This is a genomic window from Erythrobacter sp. F6033 (assembly GCF_023016005.1).
In the GTDB taxonomy this organism is placed as follows: domain Bacteria; phylum Pseudomonadota; class Alphaproteobacteria; order Sphingomonadales; family Sphingomonadaceae; genus Erythrobacter.
Genome location: NZ_JALKAZ010000001.1, coordinates 2,455,001 through 2,478,648, shown reverse-complemented (window position 1 = coordinate 2,478,648; position 23,648 = coordinate 2,455,001). Strand labels below are relative to the sequence as shown.

Annotated in this window: 22 protein-coding genes, 2 tRNA genes and 2 rRNA genes (1 of these 26 cut by a window edge); 14 read left to right on the top strand and 12 right to left on the bottom strand. The window is 56.7% G+C overall.

Annotation, left to right across the window (positions count from 1 at the left end):
* Positions 1–87: 87 nt before the first annotated feature.
* On the bottom strand, positions 88–984 hold the full coding sequence (locus MWU39_RS11665) for a hypothetical protein (RefSeq protein ID WP_247160208.1): 897 nt from the start codon (positions 982–984) through the stop codon (positions 88–90).
* A gap of 79 nt (positions 985–1,063) precedes the next feature.
* Here MWU39_RS11665 and MWU39_RS11660 point away from each other — a divergent pair, with 79 nt between their 5' ends.
* On the top strand, positions 1,064–1,570 hold the full coding sequence (locus tag MWU39_RS11660; protein WP_247160207.1) for a hypothetical protein: 507 nt from the start codon (positions 1,064–1,066) through the stop codon (positions 1,568–1,570).
* A 148-nt stretch (positions 1,571–1,718) separates the two neighbouring features.
* Here MWU39_RS11660 and MWU39_RS11655 read toward each other — a convergent pair whose 3' ends face one another.
* From MWU39_RS11655 to MWU39_RS11630, 6 genes are read right to left on the bottom strand one after another with little or no spacing between them, the layout of a single operon-like run.
* Positions 1,719–2,342: a riboflavin synthase gene (locus MWU39_RS11655; RefSeq protein ID WP_247160206.1), complete on the bottom strand. Its 624-nt coding sequence runs from the start codon at positions 2,340–2,342 to the stop codon at positions 1,719–1,721.
* Between the two features lie 15 nt (positions 2,343–2,357).
* On the bottom strand, positions 2,358–3,338 hold the full coding sequence (gene ribD, locus MWU39_RS11650; protein WP_348646396.1) for a bifunctional diaminohydroxyphosphoribosylaminopyrimidine deaminase/5-amino-6-(5-phosphoribosylamino)uracil reductase RibD: 981 nt from the start codon (positions 3,336–3,338) through the stop codon (positions 2,358–2,360).
* A complete protein-coding gene (locus MWU39_RS11645; protein ID WP_247160204.1) occupies positions 3,335–3,823 on the bottom strand; it encodes a hypothetical protein in 489 nt (162 codons plus the stop codon). The genes ribD and MWU39_RS11645 overlap by 4 nt, the downstream gene beginning before the upstream one ends.
* 51 nt (positions 3,824–3,874) lie before the next feature.
* Positions 3,875–4,597, bottom strand: a complete 723-nt coding sequence (locus MWU39_RS11640; protein WP_247160203.1) for a SprT family zinc-dependent metalloprotease — start codon at positions 4,595–4,597, stop codon at positions 3,875–3,877.
* Positions 4,594–5,049, bottom strand: coding sequence for a YcgN family cysteine cluster protein (locus tag MWU39_RS11635; RefSeq protein WP_247160202.1), 456 nt, complete (start codon positions 5,047–5,049; stop codon positions 4,594–4,596). The genes MWU39_RS11640 and MWU39_RS11635 overlap by 4 nt, the downstream gene beginning before the upstream one ends.
* Positions 5,037–5,597, bottom strand: a complete 561-nt coding sequence (locus tag MWU39_RS11630; protein ID WP_348646388.1) for an SCO family protein — start codon at positions 5,595–5,597, stop codon at positions 5,037–5,039. The genes MWU39_RS11635 and MWU39_RS11630 overlap by 13 nt, the downstream gene beginning before the upstream one ends.
* A 220-nt stretch (positions 5,598–5,817) precedes the next feature.
* Here MWU39_RS11630 and MWU39_RS11625 point away from each other — a divergent pair, with 220 nt between their 5' ends.
* The 4 genes from MWU39_RS11625 to MWU39_RS11610 all read left to right on the top strand — a co-directional run bounded on the left by MWU39_RS11625 (position 5,818) and on the right by MWU39_RS11610 (position 8,485).
* Complete coding sequence (locus MWU39_RS11625) at positions 5,818–6,411, top strand: ankyrin repeat domain-containing protein (RefSeq protein WP_247160200.1); 594 nt, start codon at positions 5,818–5,820, stop codon at positions 6,409–6,411.
* A 1-nt stretch (position 6,412) separates the two neighbouring features.
* Positions 6,413–7,084, top strand: a complete 672-nt coding sequence (locus tag MWU39_RS11620; protein ID WP_247160199.1) for a COQ9 family protein — start codon at positions 6,413–6,415, stop codon at positions 7,082–7,084.
* 123 nt (positions 7,085–7,207) lie between these two features.
* Positions 7,208–7,738: a single-stranded DNA-binding protein gene (gene ssb, locus MWU39_RS11615; RefSeq protein ID WP_247160198.1), complete on the top strand. Its 531-nt coding sequence runs from the start codon at positions 7,208–7,210 to the stop codon at positions 7,736–7,738.
* Positions 7,739–7,762: 24 nt separating this feature from the next.
* Positions 7,763–8,485 (top strand): hypothetical protein, encoded by a 723-nt coding sequence (locus MWU39_RS11610; RefSeq protein WP_247160197.1) that lies wholly within the window; start codon positions 7,763–7,765, stop codon positions 8,483–8,485.
* A gap of 4 nt (positions 8,486–8,489) precedes the next feature.
* Here the strand turns inward: MWU39_RS11610 and MWU39_RS11605 are convergent, their stop codons facing one another.
* Positions 8,490–9,011 carry a DUF177 domain-containing protein gene (locus MWU39_RS11605; protein ID WP_247160196.1) on the bottom strand — a complete coding sequence of 174 codons (522 nt, stop codon included), beginning with the start codon at positions 9,009–9,011 and terminating at the stop codon, positions 8,490–8,492.
* Positions 9,008–9,529: a ubiquinol-cytochrome C chaperone family protein gene (locus MWU39_RS11600; protein WP_247160195.1), complete on the bottom strand. Its 522-nt coding sequence runs from the start codon at positions 9,527–9,529 to the stop codon at positions 9,008–9,010. Before MWU39_RS11600 ends, MWU39_RS11605 begins: the two co-directional genes overlap by 4 nt.
* A gap of 225 nt (positions 9,530–9,754) precedes the next feature.
* Here MWU39_RS11600 and bamE point away from each other — a divergent pair, with 225 nt between their 5' ends.
* The 5 genes from bamE to MWU39_RS11575 all read left to right on the top strand — a co-directional run bounded on the left by bamE (position 9,755) and on the right by MWU39_RS11575 (position 15,561).
* A complete protein-coding gene (gene bamE, locus MWU39_RS11595) occupies positions 9,755–10,234 on the top strand; it encodes an outer membrane protein assembly factor BamE (RefSeq protein ID WP_247160194.1) in 480 nt (159 codons plus the stop codon).
* Positions 10,235–10,298: 64 nt separating this feature from the next.
* On the top strand, positions 10,299–10,859 hold the full coding sequence (hslV, locus tag MWU39_RS11590; protein WP_247160193.1) for an ATP-dependent protease subunit HslV: 561 nt from the start codon (positions 10,299–10,301) through the stop codon (positions 10,857–10,859).
* Between the two features lie 39 nt (positions 10,860–10,898).
* Positions 10,899–12,200, top strand: coding sequence for an ATP-dependent protease ATPase subunit HslU (hslU, locus tag MWU39_RS11585; protein ID WP_247160192.1), 1,302 nt, complete (start codon positions 10,899–10,901; stop codon positions 12,198–12,200).
* Entirely contained in the window at positions 12,200–12,598 is a 399-nt protein-coding gene (locus tag MWU39_RS11580) for an ACT domain-containing protein (RefSeq protein ID WP_247160191.1), read from the top strand. Before hslU ends, MWU39_RS11580 begins: the two co-directional genes overlap by 1 nt.
* A 98-nt stretch (positions 12,599–12,696) precedes the next feature.
* The gene (locus tag MWU39_RS11575; protein WP_247160190.1) at positions 12,697–15,561 is read left to right on the top strand and encodes a pitrilysin family protein; all 2,865 of its coding nucleotides are present in this window, start codon (positions 12,697–12,699) and stop codon (positions 15,559–15,561) included.
* A 21-nt stretch (positions 15,562–15,582) separates the two neighbouring features.
* On the opposite strand, the gene MWU39_RS11570 is transcribed toward MWU39_RS11575, so the two are convergent.
* The 3 genes from MWU39_RS11570 to MWU39_RS11560 form a co-directional block, all read right to left on the bottom strand.
* The gene (locus MWU39_RS11570) at positions 15,583–17,409 is read right to left on the bottom strand and encodes an ABC transporter ATP-binding protein/permease (protein WP_247160189.1); all 1,827 of its coding nucleotides are present in this window, start codon (positions 17,407–17,409) and stop codon (positions 15,583–15,585) included.
* A gap of 68 nt (positions 17,410–17,477) precedes the next feature.
* Positions 17,478–18,488, bottom strand: a complete 1,011-nt coding sequence (locus tag MWU39_RS11565) for an aspartyl protease family protein (protein ID WP_247160188.1) — start codon at positions 18,486–18,488, stop codon at positions 17,478–17,480.
* An 85-nt stretch (positions 18,489–18,573) separates the two neighbouring features.
* A complete protein-coding gene (locus tag MWU39_RS11560) occupies positions 18,574–20,085 on the bottom strand; it encodes a lipopolysaccharide biosynthesis protein (RefSeq protein ID WP_247160187.1) in 1,512 nt (503 codons plus the stop codon).
* Between the two features lie 697 nt (positions 20,086–20,782).
* On the opposite strand from MWU39_RS11560, the gene MWU39_RS11555 reads away from it, so the two are divergent.
* The 4 genes from MWU39_RS11555 to MWU39_RS11540 all read left to right on the top strand — a co-directional run.
* Positions 20,783–22,268 (top strand): 16S ribosomal RNA (locus MWU39_RS11555).
* A gap of 188 nt (positions 22,269–22,456) precedes the next feature.
* A tRNA-Ile gene (locus tag MWU39_RS11550) sits at positions 22,457–22,533 on the top strand.
* Positions 22,534–22,551: 18 nt separating this feature from the next.
* Positions 22,552–22,627: transfer RNA gene (locus tag MWU39_RS11545), tRNA-Ala, on the top strand.
* Between the two features lie 282 nt (positions 22,628–22,909).
* Positions 22,910–23,648: ribosomal RNA gene (locus MWU39_RS11540) — 23S ribosomal RNA — on the top strand (it continues 2,052 nt past the right edge of the window).
* Together the 16S and 23S rRNA genes with 2 tRNA genes alongside form the textbook arrangement of a ribosomal RNA operon.

Below are 23,648 nucleotides of genomic sequence, written 5' to 3'. Positions count from 1 at the left end.
GTGTAGGAAATGCGTGCGAGTGCGTGGTTTTTGCGCGGTGGTAAGCAGCCACGACACAAACGGGCCAATCCACTCCAAACTCAAAAGCTATGTCTCAATACAAGGACCGACATCAAAATTCACTGACACAGGAATGGAGCAGAGAAATGTCATTTCAATTTTTTCTGTCTTTTCCCGCGTTCGAGCGTACTTAATCTGCCCCAATAGCGTCTGAGATTGACGGTACTGACGTCTCAAATCATAAAAAGATTCGGTTTTGACTGCTCGTTTCATTTGCTCGATCGGAAACGATTTTTCGCTTGAGGAAAAGTACACAACACAGCTTCTTGCTGATAGTCGCCGACACAGACCGACGCCTTCCCCCACTGCAACCTCGATATCTGACTCAGGTGCAAGTTCGGCTAACAAAATGGGCTGCTTACCTTCAATGTTTGCTGCGTCTTCTTGAATGAAATCCCAACGCACGATTCCTTCAAAGCTTTCAGGAATTTCGAGACCCTCAAGCTTCCCCATCTGGGTATCACAGATGATTGTTGGTCGATCTATCGCACCCAAAAATTTTGTGCAGTCTAGCCTAGCAATATCGATCACCCGATCACCGGAGGAAAATGAAGTAAAACTCCCAGCAAGCTGCTGTGGCTGCATTACTGACAGAATGGAGTTTCTGTCTCCGCTCGCCAAAACTTGTGATGCCTCACTCAGATCGATGTTTGAATTCTGTTTGAAGAGTAGAACGCTGCAGTTGCCTGCAACCTCTTTGCATAGCTCGTCTCGCTTTGACTCAGCGACCTCCACAGGCGGAGTTCCGTTCAGTCTTCCAAGCCAAAAAGTAACCGGGGCCTTTCGCCCGCCATTAATGGCGGTAACGCTTTGAAATTCATCAGGCATACCAGAATTTGGACTGATAGAGTTTTGAGCAACACTATCGCACGCACTCAAGGTAAGCGCGAGCACTGCTGCAATATAGCTTGTGAGATACTTCAATTCGAACCCCCAGTCGTCTTGGCGATTATTGACATGTTTTCTCCATTGAAGGAAGTGTCAAGGACTAGGAGGGGCAACAATGAACCATCAGAAAATTAGCGCGTTTCGCGCCGTCTTGCTGACCGGTATGGCATTGACTGGAGGGGCTTGTACGTCGGACCTCGACCGGGAAGATGCTCAGCAGCTGATCGAAGAGCAATCATTGGTTGCAGGAACAAAGTTTACCATGCCTCGGGAGTTCATCGACTGCTTGGAGGCAAAGGGGCAATTTCAAACCAAAAGGATACCCCAGGGGCCGAGAAACGGCGCTGAGGTTTTTGTAAGTAGGACGTTCCCGGGATATCGGGGATGGGAGCTTCAGTTTTACAACGATGCCAATTGGCGCAACGTCGAAGTAACTGGTGTAAAGAGCATTGGAGATGCAGGCGCGACCAAACACATTGAGTTTGATGGCGAGCTTGAATTGCAAGATGCGACTGGCACGGCATTCGGCGAATGCTTGACTTCCCATCCTGTCACAAACCAGTCTCTGGCGGTCGCCGAACAGTATGATGACGGATGGCGCATCACGTTTGTAGGTCGCTGAATCCAAAATTCGTTTTTATAGAACGGAGTGTTGCTGGCATTTCACTTCGAAGTTCTTCGGCTTCATTTTGTGCGTGTTCAAACTTCCTCGGAAGTGTCCGGCATACAGCACATTCGAAAATTGAGTCGTCTACACCATTTGGGCAAGCTCACCCCGCCGCTGCCAGACCCTGCATCCGCTTTAGATACCGCGCCAGCACGTCGATCTCGAGATTGACCTGATCGCCCACGCCCAGCACGCCTAGGGTCGTCACCTCGGCGGTGTGCGGGATGATGTTGAGCATGAAGTCGCAGGTTTTATCCGTGCGGTCTCGCACATCGTTGACGGTCAGCGACACTCCATTGACGGTGATTGAGCCTTTCTCTGCGATAAAGGGTGACATCTCCGCGCGGGCGCGGATCACCAGTTTCCAGCTGTCGCCGGTCTTTTCGGCGAGCACCACTTCGCCGATGGAATCGACATGGCCGGTGACGATGTGCCCGCCCAGCTCGTCGCCCACGCGCAGGGATGGTTCGATGTTCAGCGACTGCCCTTCGGTCCACATGCCTGCAACGGTGCGTTTGACGGACTCGCCGGAAATATCGACATCGAACCACGCATCGCCCGCTTCGCCGCCGCGATCTACCACCGTCAGGCACACGCCCGAACAGGCGATTGAGGCTCCGATATCGATCCGTGCGGGATCGAGCGGCGCATTGATCCGCGCGCGCAAATCGCCGCGCTGCTCCGCTTTGGTGATGGTGCCGATGGCGGTGACGATTCCGGTGAACATTTTTAAAGGCCGCTCCTAATTGCGGGTTCGCAGATAGGCTGTGAATTCATCACTGCCAAGCTGGCGGCGCTGGGTGCATTGCCAGCGATCATGGGCGCCGCCCAGATCGGTAAGGCCAATATCGCCAATACCGCGCAGGCCGTTTCCGATTACGATTGGTGCGCGGTAGATATGAAGTTCGTCGATCAGATCTTCGCGCAAGAAGCTCGCTGCGGTTTCGCCGCCGCCTTCGACATAGAGATATTGCACGCCATCAAGGCCGGCGATTTGCTCGGGCCGGTTGATAACCGAAACATCGTCTGGCGAGACACCGCGTGTCAGCAGAACCCGCTTCGGGCTGCGATCTTCAAGGCCAGGCAGGCGCACATCGAGGCGCGGTTTGTCAGCCCGCCATGTGCCGCCGCCGACAAGAATTGCATCATTGCGCGCGCGCTGTGCATGGACGTGCGACCGAGACGTCTCCCCTGTGATCCACTGGCTTGTGCCGTCTGCCAGCGCGATGCAGCCATCGAGCGACACAGCCAGCTTGAGAGTGACATAAGGACGCCCAAGCCGCTGCTTGGCCAGATAGCCTGAGAGGCATGTGGCAGATGCGGGATCATTGAGCAGGTCTGTTTTGATGCCAGCGCGCTTTAGGCGCGCAATGCCTTTGCCGGCGGTGCGAGGGTCCGGGTCCGCTTGACCGATCACAACCCGTGCAGGTCGAGCTTCGGCGATGACATCAGCGCAGGCGGGGCCTCGGTCGGATTCGTGAGCACACGGTTCCAATGTGACATAGAGCGTCGCGCCCTTGGCATTGCCTTCCAATCGGTCCAACAGATCGGCTTCGGCGTGAGGTCGGCCTCCGGCCTGTGTCCAACCGCGCGCGATCACGCGGTCATCACGGACGAGCAGAGCGGCGACACCAGGATTGGGGCGGCTGACAGGGCGAGCGCGCATGGCGAGCCGCGCGGCGGCCTCCATCCAGTCGCGATCAGTGGTCGGCGCGGCCTTTATGAGCCTGTATCCTCGGCCGGGGCGCCCGCATCATCTGAAGGGGCTCCATCATCCTCGCCGCGACCAAACAATTCCGCGCGGCGCTCTGCCTCTGCAGCCTCTTCGGCAGCGCGGCGCGCGTCCGCTTCGGCTTCGATCTGCTCGACATCCATACCGGCTGCCGCACCTAGAGCTTTGTAAAGATCACGCTTGCGCTGTGCGATCTCTTCTTCCCTTGCCTCGCGCAGTTCCTTCACTTCCTGATTTTCCTCGTTGCTGGCGATAATCTCTGCATCGCTGCGGTCGGGATCGTAGGTGGTGATATAGGTGACCTGCGGACGGTCAGGCGTTTTATATACGGTTTCCGACGTTACCCAGTAATACATCAGCACCAGCGGCATAGTCGAGGCGATCAGGATCGGCACCCGCAGCGGATTGGGCTTACGGAATTCATGCCAGAAATCGACAATGCCGGTCTTGGGATTGAATCGTGAAACGAAGGACATGGGCGCAATATAGAGACTGAAGGTGGATCGCGCCAGATATTAGCGGGTGGCTTAACCGAAGCTGGAATAGAGGCTGCGTCCGTTGGTTTTGAGCCATCGGTCGGCTTTGCCAATATCGCCTTCGTAAAGATTGCCAAGCAGCGCGTGAAAAGCGGGGCTGTGATCGAAATGGACGAGATGCGTCACTTCATGCGCGACAACAGATCGGCGCACGAAATCCGGAGCCTGGATCAACCGCCAATTGAGCCGGATGCGGCTTTTCTCCGAGCATGAGCCCCACCTTTTTTGCGCGCGGGATAGGCCGACGGGCACGGGTGCGAGGTTCGCGGCATTGCAATAGTGCCGTGTTTCCTCCTCAAACAGGTTCAGCGCCTCACGTTCCAACCAGCGGCGCACGCGGGTTTCGAGGCCTTCCAGCGGTCCGCCAACATGCAATTCAGCGCCGATCAGTTTCGGGCGACGGGCTGCGGCTGCATCCCACTGGACTGTGACGGTATTGCCTCGAATAGTCAGTTCGCTGCCGGGTTCAATCGCGGTTCTGGCGGGGACTTTCGCAAGCTGTGTGGTCAGCCACTCTTTTCGACCGCGGGCAAAGGCGATGGCTTCGCTGGCGTCGGCCCAGCGCGGCAAGGTGATGCGAACCTCGCTGCCATCGGGCGCAAGCCGCATGGTCAATCGCTTTGCCGTACGGTGCCGTTTGAGGACAATCGGCAAGGTCGCCTCGCCAATCTCAATCTCCGGCTCGCTCGATGTGCGTTTGAGCCAATCGATCATGCGGGCTCCTCGCTCGCATCCCAATCAACAATATGATGTTCAAGCGGGCCGGCATCGGTCTCACTGATAACGCGCCCGGCAACAGAAACGCCCGCGTGTTTCACAGCTTCACGGTCGCCGCTGATCAGATAATGCCAGCTGTGAAGCGGGCGATCCGCTGCGCGCAACCGATAGGCGCAGGTTTTGGGCAGCCACGGCACATCTTCCACGATTGCCAATGTCAGCCGCAGGCAATCGGGCACGAAGGCTTTGCGGTTGCGGTAATCGCTGCACTGCGCGGTGCCCGTATCGAGCAGTTTGCAGGCGATATTGGTATCGACGATCTCGCTGGTGTCAGCGTCTTCGATCTTGTGCAGGCAGCACCTGCCGCAGCCATCGCAGAGTGCCTCCCATTCCGCCCGATTGAGATCGGTCAGCGGAAGTTCCCAAAACTGATCCCTCAATTCACCCATTTGTCGATTTCTGCCGCGACAGCATCGGCGCCCAGATCGGTGGGCAATGTCGCAAGTGGCTCACCCGAAGGGCCAAAGAGATAGGCGATATTCGAGTGGTTCATGAGGTATTGGCCGTTATCCAGATCCTCGCCGCGTTCGTAATAGACCCGGAATGTATCGGCGGCAGCCTTCACCTGTTCTTGCGACCCGGTCAGCCCGATAAACTTGTCCGAGAATGCCGAGACAAATTCGCCGACAACTTCCGGCGTGTCACGTTCCGGATCGACAGTGATAAACATCGGCTGGATCATCGCGACTTTGTCTGCGTTGCTTGCCTCAAGAGTTTTCAAACCGCGCGCCAGCTGGCTCATGTCGTTCGGGCAGATATCCGGGCAATATGCAAAACCGAAATAGACGATCCGGTATTTGCCTTCGAAATCGCCCCATCGCACCGTTTCGCCCTTGCTATCGGTGAGCTCGAATTCGCCGCCAATAGTGGCTCCTGCTAGCGGAGGCTCCTCTGCCGGCACATCCGGGGCTGGTCCGCCGCATGCTGACAGGGTCAATGCGCCTGCTGCAGCGAGGCTTGCAAAAATACGATTTCGAGAAGGCTTGGCGTGGTGGTTCATGCTCTGCTAACTGTGCTTCACCCAAGAGGGCGATTGAAATGGGGCTCTCCAGACATAATGTCTGTCATGCATTTGGCAGACAATACAAAAGGATCAAAGCGGGTTGGTTTACGTTTTGCGCAAATTAGGACGCACTCGGGCAATTGCCAGTGCGATTATGGCAAGCATTCTTGCGATCACGGCGTTCGCGCCGGTCGCAGCGCAGCTTTATTCGCCGGGATACAAATTCCTAGAAGCGGTGGATGAACGGGACGGTGATACGGTGACCGCCATGCTGAACGAACCCGGCGTCGGAAAGACTTTGGTCAACACGCGCGATATCACCACCGGTGATACGGGCCTCCACATTGCAACGAACCGCCGCGATACACTTTGGATCAAATTTCTGATCCAACGCGGAGCCGATCCGAATATCCGCAACAAAAAAGGCGTGGCGCCAATCCAGATCGCCACCCGATTGGGCATGCTCGAAGGCGTCGAGCAGCTTATCAAGGGCGGTGCCCAGGTGGATGTTGCCGATAGTCAGGGCGAAACTCCGCTGATCTCGGCTGTGCATCAACGCAATCCGCAACTGGTCCGCAGGCTGCTTGTGCAGGGTGCAAATCCAGATCGGAACGACAATTCCGGCCGCTCTGCGCGCGATTATATGGAACTGATGAGCCAGAACACGCTGCTCAAGCTTGAGTTTGAAAAAGCCGATAAAGAACGCGGCGAAAAGGGAACCCAAGAGCAATACGGGCCTTCTTTCTGATATGAACCAATCAACGCCCGATTTCGCCGACATGACTTTGGACGAGCTGCGCGTTGCGCTGGCTCCCGATATTGCGGCTTCCGCTATCTTTGATGGTTGGAACGAAACGGCGTTGGTCGCGGCGGCAGAAATGGCGGGCGCGGATGTCGATATCGCCAAGCTGGCTTTTAAAGGCGGGGCGATGGAAATGATTGAGGCATGGGTGACCAGCGTCGATCAGGCGATGGAAGCCGAATGGCCGCAGGAACGCCTTGCCGAATTGAAAATCCGTGAGCGTATTCGCACTCTGGTTGCCTTTCGACTGGAAGCTGTGGCCGACATCGATGAAGCTGTCCGGCGCGCGATGGCGATTATGGCAATGCCGCAAAATGCGCGCCGCTCGCTCAAGCTTGGCTGGCGTTCGGCGGATATTATGTGGCGGCTCGCCGGAGATACCGCGACCGATTACAATCATTATACAAAGCGCACTATCCTTGGCGGGATTTACACGGCGACGCTGGCGGTGTTCGTCAATGATGACAGCGAAGGCAAAGCCAAGACCTACGAATTTCTCGACCGCCGGATTGATGGCGTTATGAAGTTTGAAAAGGCGAAGGCGCAGTTCCTGAATTCGGACCGCGAAATGCCCAGTCTAACGCGCTTCCTTGGTCGTCTGCGCTACCCCAGCCGATAAAAACCTCCATTTCAGGTGGAAAAGCCGGTGCACGTCTCGCGCCGCGAGAGATGCTTGCCTATGGTCGTCGAGAATCGCGACCATTGGAGTCGCACACGTAATTGCATTTGAAGGGGTATCTCGATGGCGGGTTCGCTTAACAAGGTCATGCTGATCGGCAATCTCGGGGCTGATCCCGAAATCCGCAGCTTCCAAAACGGCGGCAAGGTCGCCAACCTGCGCATCGCGACCAGCGAAACGTGGAAAGACCGCAACACCGGAGAGCGTCAGGAACGCACCGAATGGCACACGGTCGCGATCTTCTCCGAAGGGCTGGTCGGCGTGGTCGAACGCTTCCTGAAAAAAGGCTCAAAGGTCTACATCGAAGGCCAGCTGCAAACCCGCAAATGGCAAGATCAAAGCGGCAATGATCGCTACTCAACCGAAGTTGTAATCCGCGGACTCAACGGCTCGCTCACCATGCTCGACGGCGCTCAAGGCGGCGGCGGTGGCGGCGCTCGCTCCGGCGGCGGTTACGGCGGAGGCCAAGGCGGCGGCGATCAGGGCGGAGGCTCTGGTGGCGGCTGGAACCAAGGCGGCGGCGGAAGCGGTGGCGGCTCAGGTGGCGCATCGGGCGGCGGTTACGATGATCTGGATGATGACATCCCGTTCTAGGCCCGGACCCAAGCCAAGCTGTTCATGACAGATACGCGTGCCTTGTACGCCGCACATATAACGCGGCATTGGCCCGATGCGGGCCGCTACTTGGACGCTTCCGCGGTTCCTGATGGGGCTGCGGCGGCTCAGCTCAAGCGCGAGAAGAAATCCCACTGCGGCATAGGTGGTAAGACGGCCCTAAAGGCGTTGCTCGCTGAAGGCACCGATCAGGCTTACCTTGACGAGCTGTGCGAACTCGCAGGTCTGCAATATCTCGATCTGGACTGGCCCACGACAGCGAAGGATCTGTCTCCTCTCAAAAAGCTGCGCGAACTGCGGTTCCTCAGGATCGACAGCCCGCGCAATATTGATGACTTCACACCTCTGTTGGAGCTTCCCAAGTTGGAGGCGCTCTTGATCGAAAACGCCAAGGCTATGACCACACTCGACTGGCTCAAACCGCTTGCGCCGCGTCTTAGGGTTTTTGGAATCGAAGGCAGTAGGCACACCGATCAAAGGATTCAAAGCCTTGAACCTTTGAGAGGCTTCCAACTTGAGGCTTTATTGCTGCGATCCACCCGGATCGAGGATCAGGACCTGGCACCGCTGCATTCTATGGTGAGCCTAAGGCTGCTCAACACGGCTCTTAACGCGCCCAGATCGCAGTTCAAAGCGTTAGAACGTGCCTTGCCCGGTCTTGAATGCGACTGGTTCTATGATGCGAAGTGGAAAGGGTTTCGCGACCCGCGTCCACCCAAGGCATAGGCGTTCAACCCTTCTTGAGCGCAGCCAGCGCGTCGGCCAATGCTCCGCCTTGCTCGCCTTCTTCGACGATGCCGGCGGTCTTGCGGGCTTCATCGGCATTGGGCCCCTCGGCGTAGGGATCAATCGCGAGGCCGAGCGTCTGCGCGACCGCTTCGCCCAGGTCGAATGTGTCGCCCGAATATTCGATCTCGTCGCAATCGTCTGCTTCGAGTTCGATTTCCTCGTCATGGCTTTCCGCCAGCGTCCCTTCGGGTACGAAACGCAAATCGAGCGGCTCTGACAAGGTGACGGGGAAATCTTCAAACGAGACCGCGCATCGTTGAATGAATCGCGCCTCGACGGTGCCGGTGGCGCGGATGGCTTTGCCTTTGTCTTCCAACTCAATCTCTGCGCGAAGAAGCTCGATGGATGTCAGGCCAAACCGTCCGGCGAGGCGGCGGCGTTCTGTCTCGTCGGCTTCTACGGTGATTGTGCCGCCGGGGATGGGGCGCGTTTTGGTAGGGCGGCTAAGCTCGACTTCGGTCACCGGACGCCGCTCGCATCCAACATGTCTTCATCGCTGTAACCGGCCAGTCGCTCAGCGAGTGCTAGCAGCTTGTCCGCAACGCAGCCCGCATTCGGGTTTTCCTCATCTGCGAAATTCACATTGCGGGTGATTGCGGCTGTCAGCTTTGCACGGTCTTTTTCGGTCAAAGCGCTGCGATAGGCACCAAGCCTGCCGCCGAGCACGCTCATCAGTTTCCCGACATGTTTGCCAACGACAACATCATTGATGCCAAATTCGCGCAGTTGCGCGTCCATATCCTCGACAAACAATTCGGCCAGCAACGCACTTTCGCTGCGCATATCGGTCGCTTCAATCCGCACCATTACGGTACACAGGATCGCGGTAATCAGATCGAACCGGCCATTCACCGAATCCGCGACACCGCATTCCGAATAGAATGATGGTTCACGCGCCAACTCGATCACGCGGTGCCACAGCGGGCGTACGCCTTCGCGTGGATCGGGAGCAGTGCCCAAAAGCTTGGAAAGGAATGACATGCGTGTTTCGTTCTTTCTGACAGGTCTTGCCCGGTATAACCCGCAATCACCTCTGGCGTTCCGGCTCAAATGCGCCGCATTCATGCGCAATTCAACCGGTTCACCCCAATTCGTGGGCGCAGCGACATTGCAAGGCCGCTGGCTTCGCCTTAAGGCCGTATCAAACACATATAGTATGCCGCCTTAAAGCGGCAACGAAAGATCAGACGGGAATAGACGGGCACCATGAGCCAACCAACACGAGTTTTCGGTATCGCTGGCAAAGCGGCACTTATGGCAGGCGCACTGCTTGCGCTCGGGGCGTGTTCCTCGATCCGCGAATCGCGCGGCTATGTGGTGGATCGGGTCCTGACCCAGTCGATCCAGCCGGGCATTGATAACCAGCGGTCTGTCGAAGGCACTTTGGGACGCCCGACTTTTACCAGCCAGTATGGTGAGCCGACCTGGTATTACATTTCCAGCGTAACGGGCCGTAAGCCGTTTGTACGCCCGCGCATTCGCACACACTCCGTGCTTGAAGTGAAGTTTGACGAGGCTGGCAATGTCGCTTCGGTCAATCGCAGCGGCGTTGAAAATGTCGTCTATCTCCAGCCGGATGGCGACAAGACGCCAACTCTCGGCCGGGAACGTGGCTTCCTCGAAGACCTGTTTGGCAATATCGGTCAGGTTGGTCAGGGCGGCGGTCCCGGTGGGCCGGGCGCGTAAGCGAAGCACCCTGCCAGCATAGTGCCTGCTTGATCCGGCATATTCACATCCCATATCGCAGGCCATGAGCAACGAAAACGCGAGCCACGGCCTGATCCAGTGGCATGGGACCACCATTGTCGGCATTAAGCGCGGGGACAAAACCGTGATTGCGGGCGACGGGCAAGTGTCCATGGGCAACACCGTTATGAAGCCGAACGCGCGCAAAGTTCGCCGGATCGGCGAGGGCGGCAAAGTCGTCGCCGGTTTCGCAGGCGCAACGGCAGACGCTTTCACTCTGTTTGAACGGTTAGAGGCGAAGCTGGAGCAATATTCCGGCCAGCTGATGCGCGCCGCTGTTGAACTCGCCAAGGATTGGCGGACGGACAAATACCTCCGCAATCTCGAAGCATTGATGATCGTTGCGGACGATGAAAGCCTGCTGGTGCTCACCGGCAATGGCGATGTGCTGGAGCCCGAAGGCGGCATCGCTGCGATCGGATCTGGCGGCAATTATGCGCTCGCCGCAGCCCGCGCGCTCGCCGAATACGAAGACGATGCCGAACAGATTGCGCGCAAAGCGATGGCGGTTGCCGCCGATATCTGCGTCTTCACCAATGGCAATGTGACACTCGAAACAGTTTAACGCGGCCCCTTACGCTCGCGCACCGGATATTCAGGACCAATGACAGACAACCTCACTCCAAAGGCCATTGTGGCCGCTCTCGATGATCACATTATCGGCCAGAAAGATGCCAAGCGTGCTGTCGCCGTGGCGCTGCGCAATCGTTGGCGTCGCCAGCGGCTAGGCAGTGATCTGCGCGATGAAGTCACGCCCAAGAACATCCTGATGATCGGCCCGACGGGCTGCGGTAAAACCGAAATCAGCCGCCGTCTGGCCAAGCTGGCCGAAGCGCCGTTTGTGAAGATCGAAGCGACCAAGTTTACCGAAGTCGGCTATGTTGGCCGCGACGTAGAACAGATTGCGCGCGATTTGGTCGAAGAAGCGATCCGGCTGGAAAAAGATCGCCGCCGTGATGCTGTGCGCGAGGCCGCCAGCGAAGCCGCAATGGAGCGTTTGCTGGATGCTCTCGTCGGTCAAAATGCCAGCGAAGCCACCCGCGAAAGTTTCCGTCAACGGATCGTCGACAATTCGATGAATGAAACCGAGGTTGAAATCGACGTGACTGAAGCGCCATTAATGCCGTTCGATATGGGCGGTGCTGGTGGCAATATGGGCATGATCGACCTGTCCGATATGCTGGGCAAGGCGATGGGCAAAGCCCCGACCAAAAAGCGTAAGCTGCGCGTACCCGATGCGTGGGACAAGCTGGTCGAGGAAGAAGCCGAAAAGCGGATGGATCAGGATGATGTCGCCCGTGTCGCTCTGGAAAATGCAGAGACCAACGGCATCGTTTTCCTCGATGAGATCGACAAGATCGCAGTCAGCGATGTGCGTGGAGGATCGGTCAGCCGGGAAGGTGTGCAGCGCGATCTGTTGCCGCTGATCGAAGGCACCACGGTCAGCACCAAATATGGTCCGATGAAAACGGACCATGTGCTGTTCATCGCCAGCGGTGCGTTTCACCTCGCCAAGCCATCGGACATGCTACCGGAATTGCAGGGCCGATTGCCGATCCGTGTCGAGCTGCGCGCGCTCACCGAAGAGGACTTCGTTCGCATTCTTTCCGAAACCCGCGCCAATCTGGTTGTGCAATACAAGGCGCTGATCGGTACGGAAAAAGTCGAGCTCGATTTTCGTGATGACGCTGTGCAGGAAGTCGCCAAGATTGCGGCGACTGTGAACGAAAACGTCGAGAATATCGGCGCCCGGCGTTTGCAGACGGTGATGGAAAAGCTCCTGGAAGAGATCAGTTTTGAAGCCGAAGATCATGTCGGCGAGACGATCACGATCGACGCTGCCTATGTGCGTGAGCGCTTGGAAGGCCTCGCGGGCAACACCGATCTTTCGAAATACATCCTGTAATGAGCAAGCCGGTCAGCGATCTTGAAGGAATGCTGGCGGGCATGGAGCCGCAGCTTCACGAACGGCCTTACCGGTTTGTCCAGCATGGGCCCGAAAACGACTTTATTGATCTGATCGGGACAATGTTTGCCTTTATCCGTGAGGAAGAAGGCGCGACCCTCGTGATACGCGCGAAAGAGGATCACCCCGCACCGCACTTTGCGGGTATCACGCTTCAGGTGCATTCTGACCTCGAAGGTGTAGGCCTCACCGCAGCGGTGGCAAACGGGCTCGCAAAAGCGGGCATCGCCTGTAATGTCATTGCAGCGTTTCACCACGATCATCTCTTCGTTCCATGGGATCGGCGCGAGGAAGCGATGACGATCCTGAAACAGCTTTCCCAAGACGCGCGTCGATAAGATTCGGCGCTTTGCAGTCGGAATCCCCGTTCCCTCTTGAGTGAGGCGTGCGCACAGGCTTTAACCGAGCCTGCAAAATACCAACGGGGACTGACATCATGAAAACGACTTGGATGCTGGCGGGCGCGGCCGCCACTGCCTTGATCGCAAGCACACCTGCATTGGCAGATGACCATGCGAGCGGGGATACGACCGAGCTGACAGCGCCAAAGATCGAATACACGATGTGGACGCTGGATAATGGATTGCGCGTCATCGCGATCCCAGACGATACGACCAGCACGGTCACAACTTCGCTCTGGTACGATATCGGATCAAAGCTGGACCCCGAGGGGCGCAGCGGCTTTGCCCATCTGTTCGAACATATTCTCAGCCGCAAGACCGAGAATATGCCTTACAATATGATTTACGGTCTGACCGCGGATATTGGCGGCACGCGCAATGCCTCTAACTGGGTCGACCGCACGAATTACTTCGAACAAGTGCCCGCCGCCTATCTCGAAACGATGCTGTGGACGCATCGTGAGCGGATGGCGAATGTTGTTGTCGATACTGAAGTGTTCGAAACCGAACGCGGCGTGGTGAAAGAGGAGCTGCGCCAGCGTGTGCTCGCGCCTCCCTATGGTCGGCTTCAACGCTTTGTGATCCCTGAAAACGTTTACGACACGATGCCGCATCGCCGCCCCGGTATCGGTTCAATCGAAGATCTCGACAGCGCGACATTGGATGATGCGCGCGCATTTTACGAAGCGTATTACGGCCCTGACACCGCGACATTGATCGTCGCAGGCAATTTCGAGATGGGCAATCTGCGCGGCCTCGTTGACGAATATTTCGCTGACATCGCGCCGCGCTCCAATCCTGTTGATCTTGCGATTGCCGAGCGCGAGCCGGAAATCACCCAGCCGCGCGAAGTGAATGCGACGGCTCCCAATGTGCCGTTGCCCGTTGTGGGCGCGGTGTGGAAAGCACCGCCAGTGACCGATCCCGATGCTGCTGCTCTGGAAGTGATGGAGGCCATTCTGGTACGCGGCGAAAACAGCCGCCTCGACAATGCACTGGTGCGCAGCGGACAGGCGGTTCAAGCCGCCGCAAGCGTTCTTATGTTCCGCGAGGCCGGTCAAATCGCTACATACGCGGTGGTATCTGGCGAAGACAAAATGGAGCAGGCAACCTCAACGCTCGATAGCGAAATCGAGCGTATCCGCTCCGAGGCTGTGACCGCTGCCGAGCTCGCTGAAGCGAAAAGCGAAATCGTTGCCAGCACTCTGCGTCGCCGCGAAACGGCGCGAGGCCGGGCATTTGAGCTGGGCGAGGCATTGGTGTCTTCCGGTGACCCTGAATTTGCTGACAAACGCCTTGGCGAAATTACTTCGGTGACTGCAGAAGACGTTATGCGTGTCGCCGCGAAATATCTTGATCCGCAAAAACGTGTGGCCATCACTTACACTTCGGGTGAGGATGACGCGTTCTCCTATGCCAATCCCACTCCGATGCCGGAGTTCCGCACCCTGCCGCCTGCAACAGGCGAAATCCGCGAGGTCAAACCAGAAGGCGAGCGCATGGCTCCTCCCGGACCGGGGGCAACCCCAGATGTGGCCGCGCCTGAAATCGTTGAGGGCACATTGTCCAACGGCATCAAAGTTGTTGCTGTCCAAACCGGCGAAGTGCCTATCGCGACCATCTCCATGTTGTTCCCCGGCGGAAGCAAAACCGATCAGCGCGCCAAAGCTGGCATCGCTCAAATGGCCGCAGGGCTGGCCGATAAAGGCGTGCTTGGGGCTGATGCGCAAAGCATCGCTGCCAAGTTTGAAAGCTTGGGTGCGTCATTCGGCGGCGGTGCAGGCAGCGATGGGACCAGTTTCAGCTTGACCGCGCCGGTTGCCAATTTGGGGGAAGCGGGAGACATGGCCGCGCGCATTGTGCGCTATGCGACCTACCCGCAGGAAGAATTTAACCGCGAGCGTGATCGCGCCGTCAATGGGCTGCGTGTATCGATGAAAGAACCGGGCGGTCTTTCACGCTTTATCACGCGCGTCGTGATGTATGGCGATGCGCCCTATGGCACTCAACCGGGCGGAACTTCGGAAAGTTTGGCGGCGATCACGCGCGATGATTTGGTCGCGCACCGCGAAGCCTATTTTCATCCGGACGCGATGCAGATCGTTGTCAGCGGCGGGATTTCTCCTGAATTGGCGATGGAAACTGCCGAGGCGATGTTTGGCGACTGGGCTGTCGATACGCCTGCAGCTGATGTGCCAGCAGAGGCCGCTGGCGATCCGCAGCCAGTTCGCACCATCGTTGTCGACATGCCCGATGCCGGGCAAGCCGCCGTGATCGCAGCTGTCCGTGCGCCGTCGCGCACCGGCGAGGATTTCTACGCGCTCGAACTTGCGAACAGCGTGATGGGTGGCGGATCAAGCGGGCGCTTGTTTGAGGAAGTCCGCACCAAACGCTCGCTGAGCTATGGCGCCTATTCGGGCTTTGCCGATCGCATCGACGAATCGATCCTTCAGGCGAGCGCCCAGACAAAGAATGAAACCGCTGACGAAGTGGCGAAGATATTCCTTGATGAATTTGCCCGCCTTGGGAGCGAACCGCTTTCCGATGATCTGCTCGCCAAACGGCGACTTTTCATGTCGGGTGCCAATGCCCGCCGCTTGGAAACCAGCGGCGGCTTCAACGGAACCGTTTCCACGCTGCTTCAGCAAGGGTTAGAGCCTTCGGAAGCGGTGAAGTTCGCGGAGCGGTTGGAAAGCGTCGATGCCGATGCCGCAAGCGCGGCGGCGCGCACATATGTTGACCCGGCCAAAGCGACTCTAGTGATCGTTGGCGATGCAAAGCAATTTATCGATGACCTGCGGGCGCTGCGCGACAATGTCGAAGTGATACCCGCAGACTCTCTCTACCTTGAAAGCGCAGACTTGATGAAGGCGGAAGCGGCGTCCGACCCCGCGCCATAAAAATGATGCAGGGCGGGGCGGTTACTCTGCCGTCTCGCCTTCTTCATTCTGTTCGGCGGCCTGCTGCGCCCACATTTCGGCGTAGAGTCCATTCTTTGTGAGCAGCTCGCCATGCGTGCCGCTTTCTGCAAGTTTTCCGCCATCAAGCACCAGAATACGGTCGGCATCGGCCACGGTCGAAAGCCTATGTGCAATCGCGATAGTCGTGCGACCTTCTTCAAGCCGCTTGAGCGTGCCGAGGATTTCGCGCTCGGTTCGCGTGTCCAGCGCGCTTGTGGCCTCATCGAGTAAGAGGATTGGCGGATTCTTCACCAGCGTCCGCGCGATCGCGACACGCTGCTTCTCTCCGCCGGACAGCTTGAGCCCGCGCTCGCCGACAGTGGTATCAAAGCCATCGGGCAGCCGTTCGATCAAAGGCATCAATGCAGCATCTTTGGCTGCGGTTACGACGTCGCTTTCGTCTGCATCTTCTGCGCCATAGGCAATGTTGTACCGCAGCGTGTCATTGAACAACACGCTGTCCTGCGGAACTATGCCAATTGCGGCGCGAACGCTGTCTTGCTGCACGCTCGCGATATCCTGACCATCGATCAGAATGCGCCCGCCTTGTGGATCGTAAAAGCGAAACAGCAGCCGTCCGATGGTGCTCTTGCCCGCGCCTGATGGGCCAACAATTGCCAGCGAGGAACCAGCGGGCACTTCAAAACTGAGGCCATTCAGGATCGTGCGGCCATCTTCGTATTCGAACGTTACATTGTCGAATGCGACATGCGGTTCTTCTACTGTGAGCGGCTTGGCATCCGGCGCATCACGCACTTCGACATCGGTATCCATCAGCTTGAACATCTCGGCCATGTCGACCAGCCCCTGACGGATGGTCCGATACACCCAGCCGAGCAGATCAAGCGGGCGGAACAGCTGCATCAGGTAAGTGTTCACGAACACCAGATCGCCAACTGTCAGATCGCCCTTGCTCCAACCCCAGACGGTGTAGGCCATCGCACCCGCCATCAGGGCATTGGTGATCAGCGATTGGGTAATGTTTAGCAGGCCAAGCGAGTTTTCGGATTTAATCGCCGCCTCGGCATAGGCCTTCGCCGCGCCAGAATAGCGCTCTTCCTCGCGGCTTTCTGCGTTGAAGTACTTCACCGTTTCAAAGTTGAGCAGCGAATCCACTGCGCGGTGAAGTGCCTGACCGTCGAGATCGTTCATTTCGCGCCGCAGCTTGGTGCGCCATTCGGTGATCCAGCGCGTGACCGCAATATAAGCCACCACGGTCAGGCCGGTCGCCGCGACCAGCTCCCACCCGAAATTGATATAGAAGATAACGCCGACCGCGATCAGCTCGATAAAGGTCGGCGCGATGTTGAACAGCAGGAAGTAGAGCATCGAATCGATGCTCTTCGTGCCGCGTTCGATAATCTTGGTGACCTCTCCCGTGCGCCGGTTGAGATGGAAGCGCAGGCTCAGCCGGTGCAGCCGATGGAACACGTCCTGGGCCAGAGCCAATGTGGCTGCCTGGCCAACCCGCTCAAAAGCGATGTTGCGCAAATTGTCGAACAGCAAAGATGTGAAGCGGCCCAGCCCGTAAGCCGTGACCAGTGCGAGCGCGACTGTCAGCCCGTCGCCAACCGGTCCCGCCATCGCATCGGCTGCTCCTTTATAAGCGAAAGGCAGGGCAAGCGTGACTCCCTTGGCCCCCAACACAAACACCATCGCAAAGATGATGCGGCGGCGCAGCGACCAGTTTCCGGCAGGCCAGAGATAGGGAAGGAAGCGCTTAAGCGTTGCCCAACCTTCGGCATCTGGCGCGGTCGGTCTATCGGAACTGGCGGTATCAGGCGGCATTGCGCCGCTGCATGTGGGCGCGGCTTGTCAATTAGGCAAGGCGCGCACTTCTATCGCCGCCAAAAGCTCTACTGATTGAACGGGCGAAGGGCGCCCTCGCGTTTGCTCTTTCTAAGTGCGCGGGCAATGTCGCGCGGCACATCGAACATGATCCGCTTATTTGCAAAATCGATTGCGACCCGGTCAAAAATTTTCAGATGTTGCATGCCGAGCGAAAGGACCGGCTTATCCTTAAGGCCCAGCGCTTCAAATGCAGGGGCGTCGGCAAAGGCGAGCGGGACATTGGTCAGTGCTAGGCCCTGTATCTTCAGCGAGCGGATATTGGCGACATCGCCGATCATGGTGACGCCGTTCACATCCATCGTTGTCACTTCCTGTGACCGCCGCGCTCTGATGCGGTCACGCAACGCGTTGTTCGCTAGGCTAGATTGCGCGCCGGTATCGATGATCACGGTTGCTCGCACACCTTCAACCACTGCATCGGTGATCAATAGCTGCCCGAGTTTCTGGCGTGCCTTCACGATAATCTCAAAACCTGATCGTGATTGCTTCTTGGTCATATCCTGAAGCGCAATGGTCTCTTCGCGGAAATCGATCAGGACACGAAAATCCTGTAGACTGTCGAGACCGATAATACCGTCTGCACCTACATGATTGCTGTTCAATACGGGCGCTGTGAGATTATGAATGGTGTGCGTGCCGACAACGAGATTGTTTACTTCGACCACATCGACAGGGCGGCGGCTGGCCATTCCGACAAGAGTCGCTGTGCCGAGCGGCGTTAGCGAAAGACTGTCATTGATCCTGTGCGTGACGGCGGTTGCCTGACTGCCCGTGTCGATCAGGAAGTTGAATGGACCGGCGCCTTCTATAGTGACCGGGATCGTTAGACGGCGATTGCGCTCCTCCTCGAGATCCAGAATTTCGGTGTTGGGATTGGCGAGGTCAGGACCAATCGGGCCTTGCGTCACTGCTTTGATGGTAGCGGGAGGCTCGACCGCGCTTGCGCTCGAATTGGCGCTTGCCGCTGTGGCGAGCAAAACCAGCGGTGCTGCCGCGAAAGCCAGGGTGTTGCGCATATCGTATTTCCTCTCCGGTGGACCCAGAGAGTAACAGAGGAAAGAACAACGCCCAAATTGCGAGGGCGCATTTTCTGCAAAAGCCCTATGTCGGGCTATGGATTGCGGGTGCGCTGGCAACTGTTTCGCGCTGACGCAACATAGCCCATGTTTCACGCACCAATGGACGGAAGCCGAACCAGAATGTTGCTGCGTATACAGACGCGCCAACGGCGCCACTAACTGCGAGGTCGAGAATCGGCATCTCTATCGGCGCAAAACGCTGTACCGTCAGGACAGCGGCAGCCATCGCTCCGCATGCCAAGGCAATCGGTGCGAGTTCGCGTAGTAATGCCCATGGGGAGACGCCAATGCGGGGTAAAGTCATTGTTAGCGTCACTATAAGAAGCGCTGGTGCTGCCACCCACCATGCGTGGACGAGGCCCAAAGCGCCGGTTTCCCCGTCAAAGAAGCCGCCATTGACGCCCCATATATATGCAGTCGGCATGATGATCGCGCCGCAGATAGAGGTGAACAGGTAAACGCGCGGTCGGCCCATCGCGTTTGTTACGGGCGAACAGATCAACTGCATCGCAAATGCCGGCATCACCAATGCGAGGCCGCCGACGATCGGAATCATGCCCGCCCACTTTTCACCGAACAAGGTCAGGATTGCAGGTTCGCTTGTAAGCGCGAGGCCGACATATATCGGCGCGCTCACCGTCATCACCATACGGGCGGTCTTTAGGAAGTAAGGTCCGAGAGGCTTCTTCGCGCGGTGAAGCTCTGAATAGGCGGCCAGCGCGACTTCGTTGATTGGCGGGATAAACCGGCCAGTCACGATCAACGTCAGGAAGAGCGCCTCTGAATAGAGGCCAAGATCATAGGTCGAGAGCAATCGGCCCGCGATCACGATGTCGCTCTGGCTCTGGATGATCCAGAACAGCTGACACAGGGTAAGAGTGCCGCCAAACGTCACCATGTCCCACGCGCCGCTAGGGTTGAAGATTGGTTTGATGCGCAGGCCAGAGGCGATGGTCAGCCCGATCGCCTTCGTCACGAACATAGCGATCGGCGCATAGACCAGCGCCCACACTCCGTATCCAAGCCACGCCAATACAAGCGCCAGCACCGCGCCGACAATCGCGGAGGTGATGTTGACCTGACCCTGTTTGCGGAACTGCAATTGCCGCGCGAGCCATTCTGTGGGGAGGGCGATGAAGGGGATCGTCAGAAAGATGACCGCCTGAACGCGCAGTAGGTTCGCGACCATGGGTTCACCGAAATAGGCGGCCGCATAGGGAGCGGAAAGGAACTGGATGATCGCCAGCGTACCATTGGCAATAAGAAGCATGCCAAACACCTGCGCCACGCGACGCTCATCAATACGGTCTGTCTGGACAATAGATGTCGCAAAACTTTGACCGTTCAAAAAGGCGAGGGCTGTGATCACAACCTGGCTCATGGCGAACAGGCCATAATCGGTTGGGTCGAGCAAGCGGACGACAAGAATCGTCGAAGTCCACGTAATGATCTGCGCGGCGACCTGTGTACCCCACCGCCACGCGACGGCTGAGCGCACACGAGATGCGAATCCATTGTCGCTGTCTGGGCGCATAGCCTCAGCCTCTCCCGAATCACGGGAGGTGGCGCTTTCACCGGCCTTTAAAGGGGCGAAAGAATCAGAATCAGGCGTCTGCGCACTCATTAATGGGCGGGTTAGACGGAAAAGGTGAATATTTGGTCGGTTTGAATCATCGATTCATGCTGGAATCAGCGGTGAAAGCGGGCCTCAATCGTTAATGACCCCTTGTAATGTGGGCCTTAAACCCCATTTCCAACGTGTTCTGAAGGGCGGGAAACCGCGGAATTCTGCGAAAAATGCGTTTCTTTGAAATAAAAGTTCAAAAAGGCGTTGACCGAATCTCCGACCCCGCCTAGATGAGCTCCACCAACGCGGCGCAGACGGTTTCTAACCGCTTCACTGAGTTGGTCGCCAATATATTCGGATAGCCGGTCCCCCGGTGTAAATCGGGGAAACTATTGCTGTCCGCTTCTTTATGTTGGTTGGCTCTTTGACATTGTTAGTTTTTGATGAAGGGACATGTGGGCGACGGCGCCCGGTCCGAGGGTTTTAAGGCCTCGGATACCGGTTAACTTATGCCGATTGCCACATCCTAGTCGGGCACCACGCCTGGCTTTGATGATGCATGTTCATTCGTATCCATTACGTTTGACAGCAGGTTATCGGCTCCTTGAAGCTCATGCCAAGCAGGTCAGCGGGGTTTTCCCCGTGCTTGTTTAGTATGTGACACAAACTTGAGAGTTTGATCCTGGCTCAGAACGAACGCTGGCGGCATGCCTAACACATGCAAGTCGAACGAACCCTTCGGGGTTAGTGGCGCACGGGTGCGTAACGCGTGGGAACCTGCCTTTAGGTTCGGAATAACTCAGAGAAATTTGAGCTAATACCGGATAATGTCTTCGGACCAAAGATTTATCGCCTTTAGATGGGCCCGCGTTAGATTAGATAGTTGGTGGGGTAATGGCCTACCAAGTCGACGATCTATAGCTGGTCTGAGAGGATGATCAGCCACACTGGGACTGAGACACGGCCCAGACTCCTACGGGAGGCAGCAGTGGGGAATATTGGACAATGCGGGAAACCGTGATCCAGCAATGCCGCGTGAGTGATGAAGGCCTTAGGGTTGTAAAGCTCTTTTACTAGGGATGATAATGACAGTACCTAGAGAATAAGCTCCGGCTAACTCCGTGCCAGCAGCCGCGGTAATACGGAGGGAGCTAGCGTTGTTCGGAATTACTGGGCGTAAAGCGCGCGTAGGCGGCTATTCAAGTCAGAGGTGAAATCCCGGGGCTCAACCCCGGAACTGCCTTTGAAACTAGATAGCTAGAATATTGGAGAGGTGAGTGGAATTCCGAGTGTAGAGGTGAAATTCGTAGATATTCGGAAGAACACCAGTGGCGAAGGCGACTCACTGGACAATTATTGACGCTGAGGTGCGAAAGCGTGGGGAGCAAACAGGATTAGATACCCTGGTAGTCCACGCCGTAAACGATGATAACTAGCTGTCCGGGCTCATAGAGCTTGGGTGGCGCAGCTAACGCATTAAGTTATCCGCCTGGGGAGTACGGTCGCAAGATTAAAACTCAAAGGAATTGACGGGGGCCTGCACAAGCGGTGGAGCATGTGGTTTAATTCGAAGCAACGCGCAGAACCTTACCAGCCTTTGACATCCTAGGACGGTTTCTGGAGACAGATTCCTTCCCTTCGGGGACCTAGTGACAGGTGCTGCATGGCTGTCGTCAGCTCGTGTCGTGAGATGTTGGGTTAAGTCCCGCAACGAGCGCAACCCTCATCCTTAGTTGCCATCATTTAGTTGGGCACTTTAAGGAAACTGCCGGTGATAAGCCGGAGGAAGGTGGGGATGACGTCAAGTCCTCATGGCCCTTACAGGCTGGGCTACACACGTGCTACAATGGTATCTACAGTGAGCAGCGATCCCGCGAGGGTTAGCTAATCTCCAAAAGATATCTCAGTTCGGATTGTTCTCTGCAACTCGAGAGCATGAAGGCGGAATCGCTAGTAATCGCGGATCAGCATGCCGCGGTGAATACGTTCCCAGGCCTTGTACACACCGCCCGTCACACCATGGGAGTTGGTTTCACCCGAAGATAGTGCGCTAACCTTTTAGGAGGCAGCTAGCCACGGTGGGATCAGCGACTGGGGTGAAGTCGTAACAAGGTAGCCGTAGGGGAACCTGCGGCTGGATCACCTCCTTTCTAAGGATACAAGCGAAAGCGCCGAACCTAGCGTTCGGAAGTGCTTCGCAAGTTCCAAAGAACATTGCCGTCGTCCTCATGTCCTTTCATCACTGGAGATTGCCCACGGGCAGCTGTAAAGCTGTGCGTGCGGTAAACACCTGAGCTGGCTCACGCCCCTCGCGGTCTAACGGCCGCTCGAGGAGTGTAGGTCCGTAGCTCAGTTGGTTAGAGCGCACCCCTGATAAGGGTGAGGTCGGTGGTTCAAATCCACTCGGACCTACCAGTTATTGTCTGGTCTTTAGGGGCCTTAGCTCAGCTGGGAGAGCACCTGCTTTGCAAGCAGGGGGTCATCGGTTCGATCCCGATAGGCTCCACCAGACAACTTGATACTCCAGGATGAAAAGAAAGAGATCTCGCCCGAGTTTACTTGGGCCGAGTAGGCGGCATTGGTCGCCGAACGTTTGACATTGTGAATGGGTTTTTAAATCGATGCCGTGGCGGTATCGTCGCAGGGTTCTGACCTTAGGGTTAGAGATCCGTACGCGACTGATATCACTACAAAATCAATCAAATAAATTATCTAGCTGAGATAATTTCTCCTCATCATCGTTAAGACGCGCAGGACTTTATGCAGACCTGTCGTTGATGGTGTGGATTCTCAAGCGTGAGGTAAGAGCATTTGGTGGATGCCTTGGCATGTACAGGCGAAGAAGGACGTGGCACGCTGCGATAAGCGTCGGGGAGATGTGAGCAATCTTTGATCCGGCGATTTCCGAATGGGGAAACCCACCTTCACCATTTCTTTCATTATTCCTTCGGGGGTAACGAGAGAGGTGGATAAGGTATCACCTTAGTGAATATATAGCTTTGGTGAAGCAAACCCGGGGAACTGAAACATCTCAGTACCCGGAGGAAAAGACATCAACCGAGATTCCGTTAGTAGTGGCGAGCGAACGCGGACCAGGCCAGTGCCTTTTCTATTATTAGCAAAACTCTCTGGAAAGTGAGACCATAGTGGGTGATAGTCCCGTATGCGAAAAGACTAGAAAAGGACTTGAGTAGGGCGGAACACGTGAAATTCTGTCTGAACATGGGGGGACCACCCTCCAAGCCTAAATACTCGTACATGACCGATAGCGAACACAGTACCGTGAGGGAAAGGTGAAAAGCACCCCGATTAGGGGAGTGAAACAGTACCTGAAACCGGATGCTTACAAGCAGTTGGAGCCCCATAGGGGGTGACAGCGTACCTCTTGCATAATGGGTCAGTGACTTAATCTAGCATGCAAGCTTAAGCCGTTAGGTGTAGGCGAAGCGAAAGCGAGTCTGAATAGGGCGACTGAGTATGTTGGATTAGACCCGAACCCCGGCGATCTAGGCATGAGCAGGTTGAAGGTG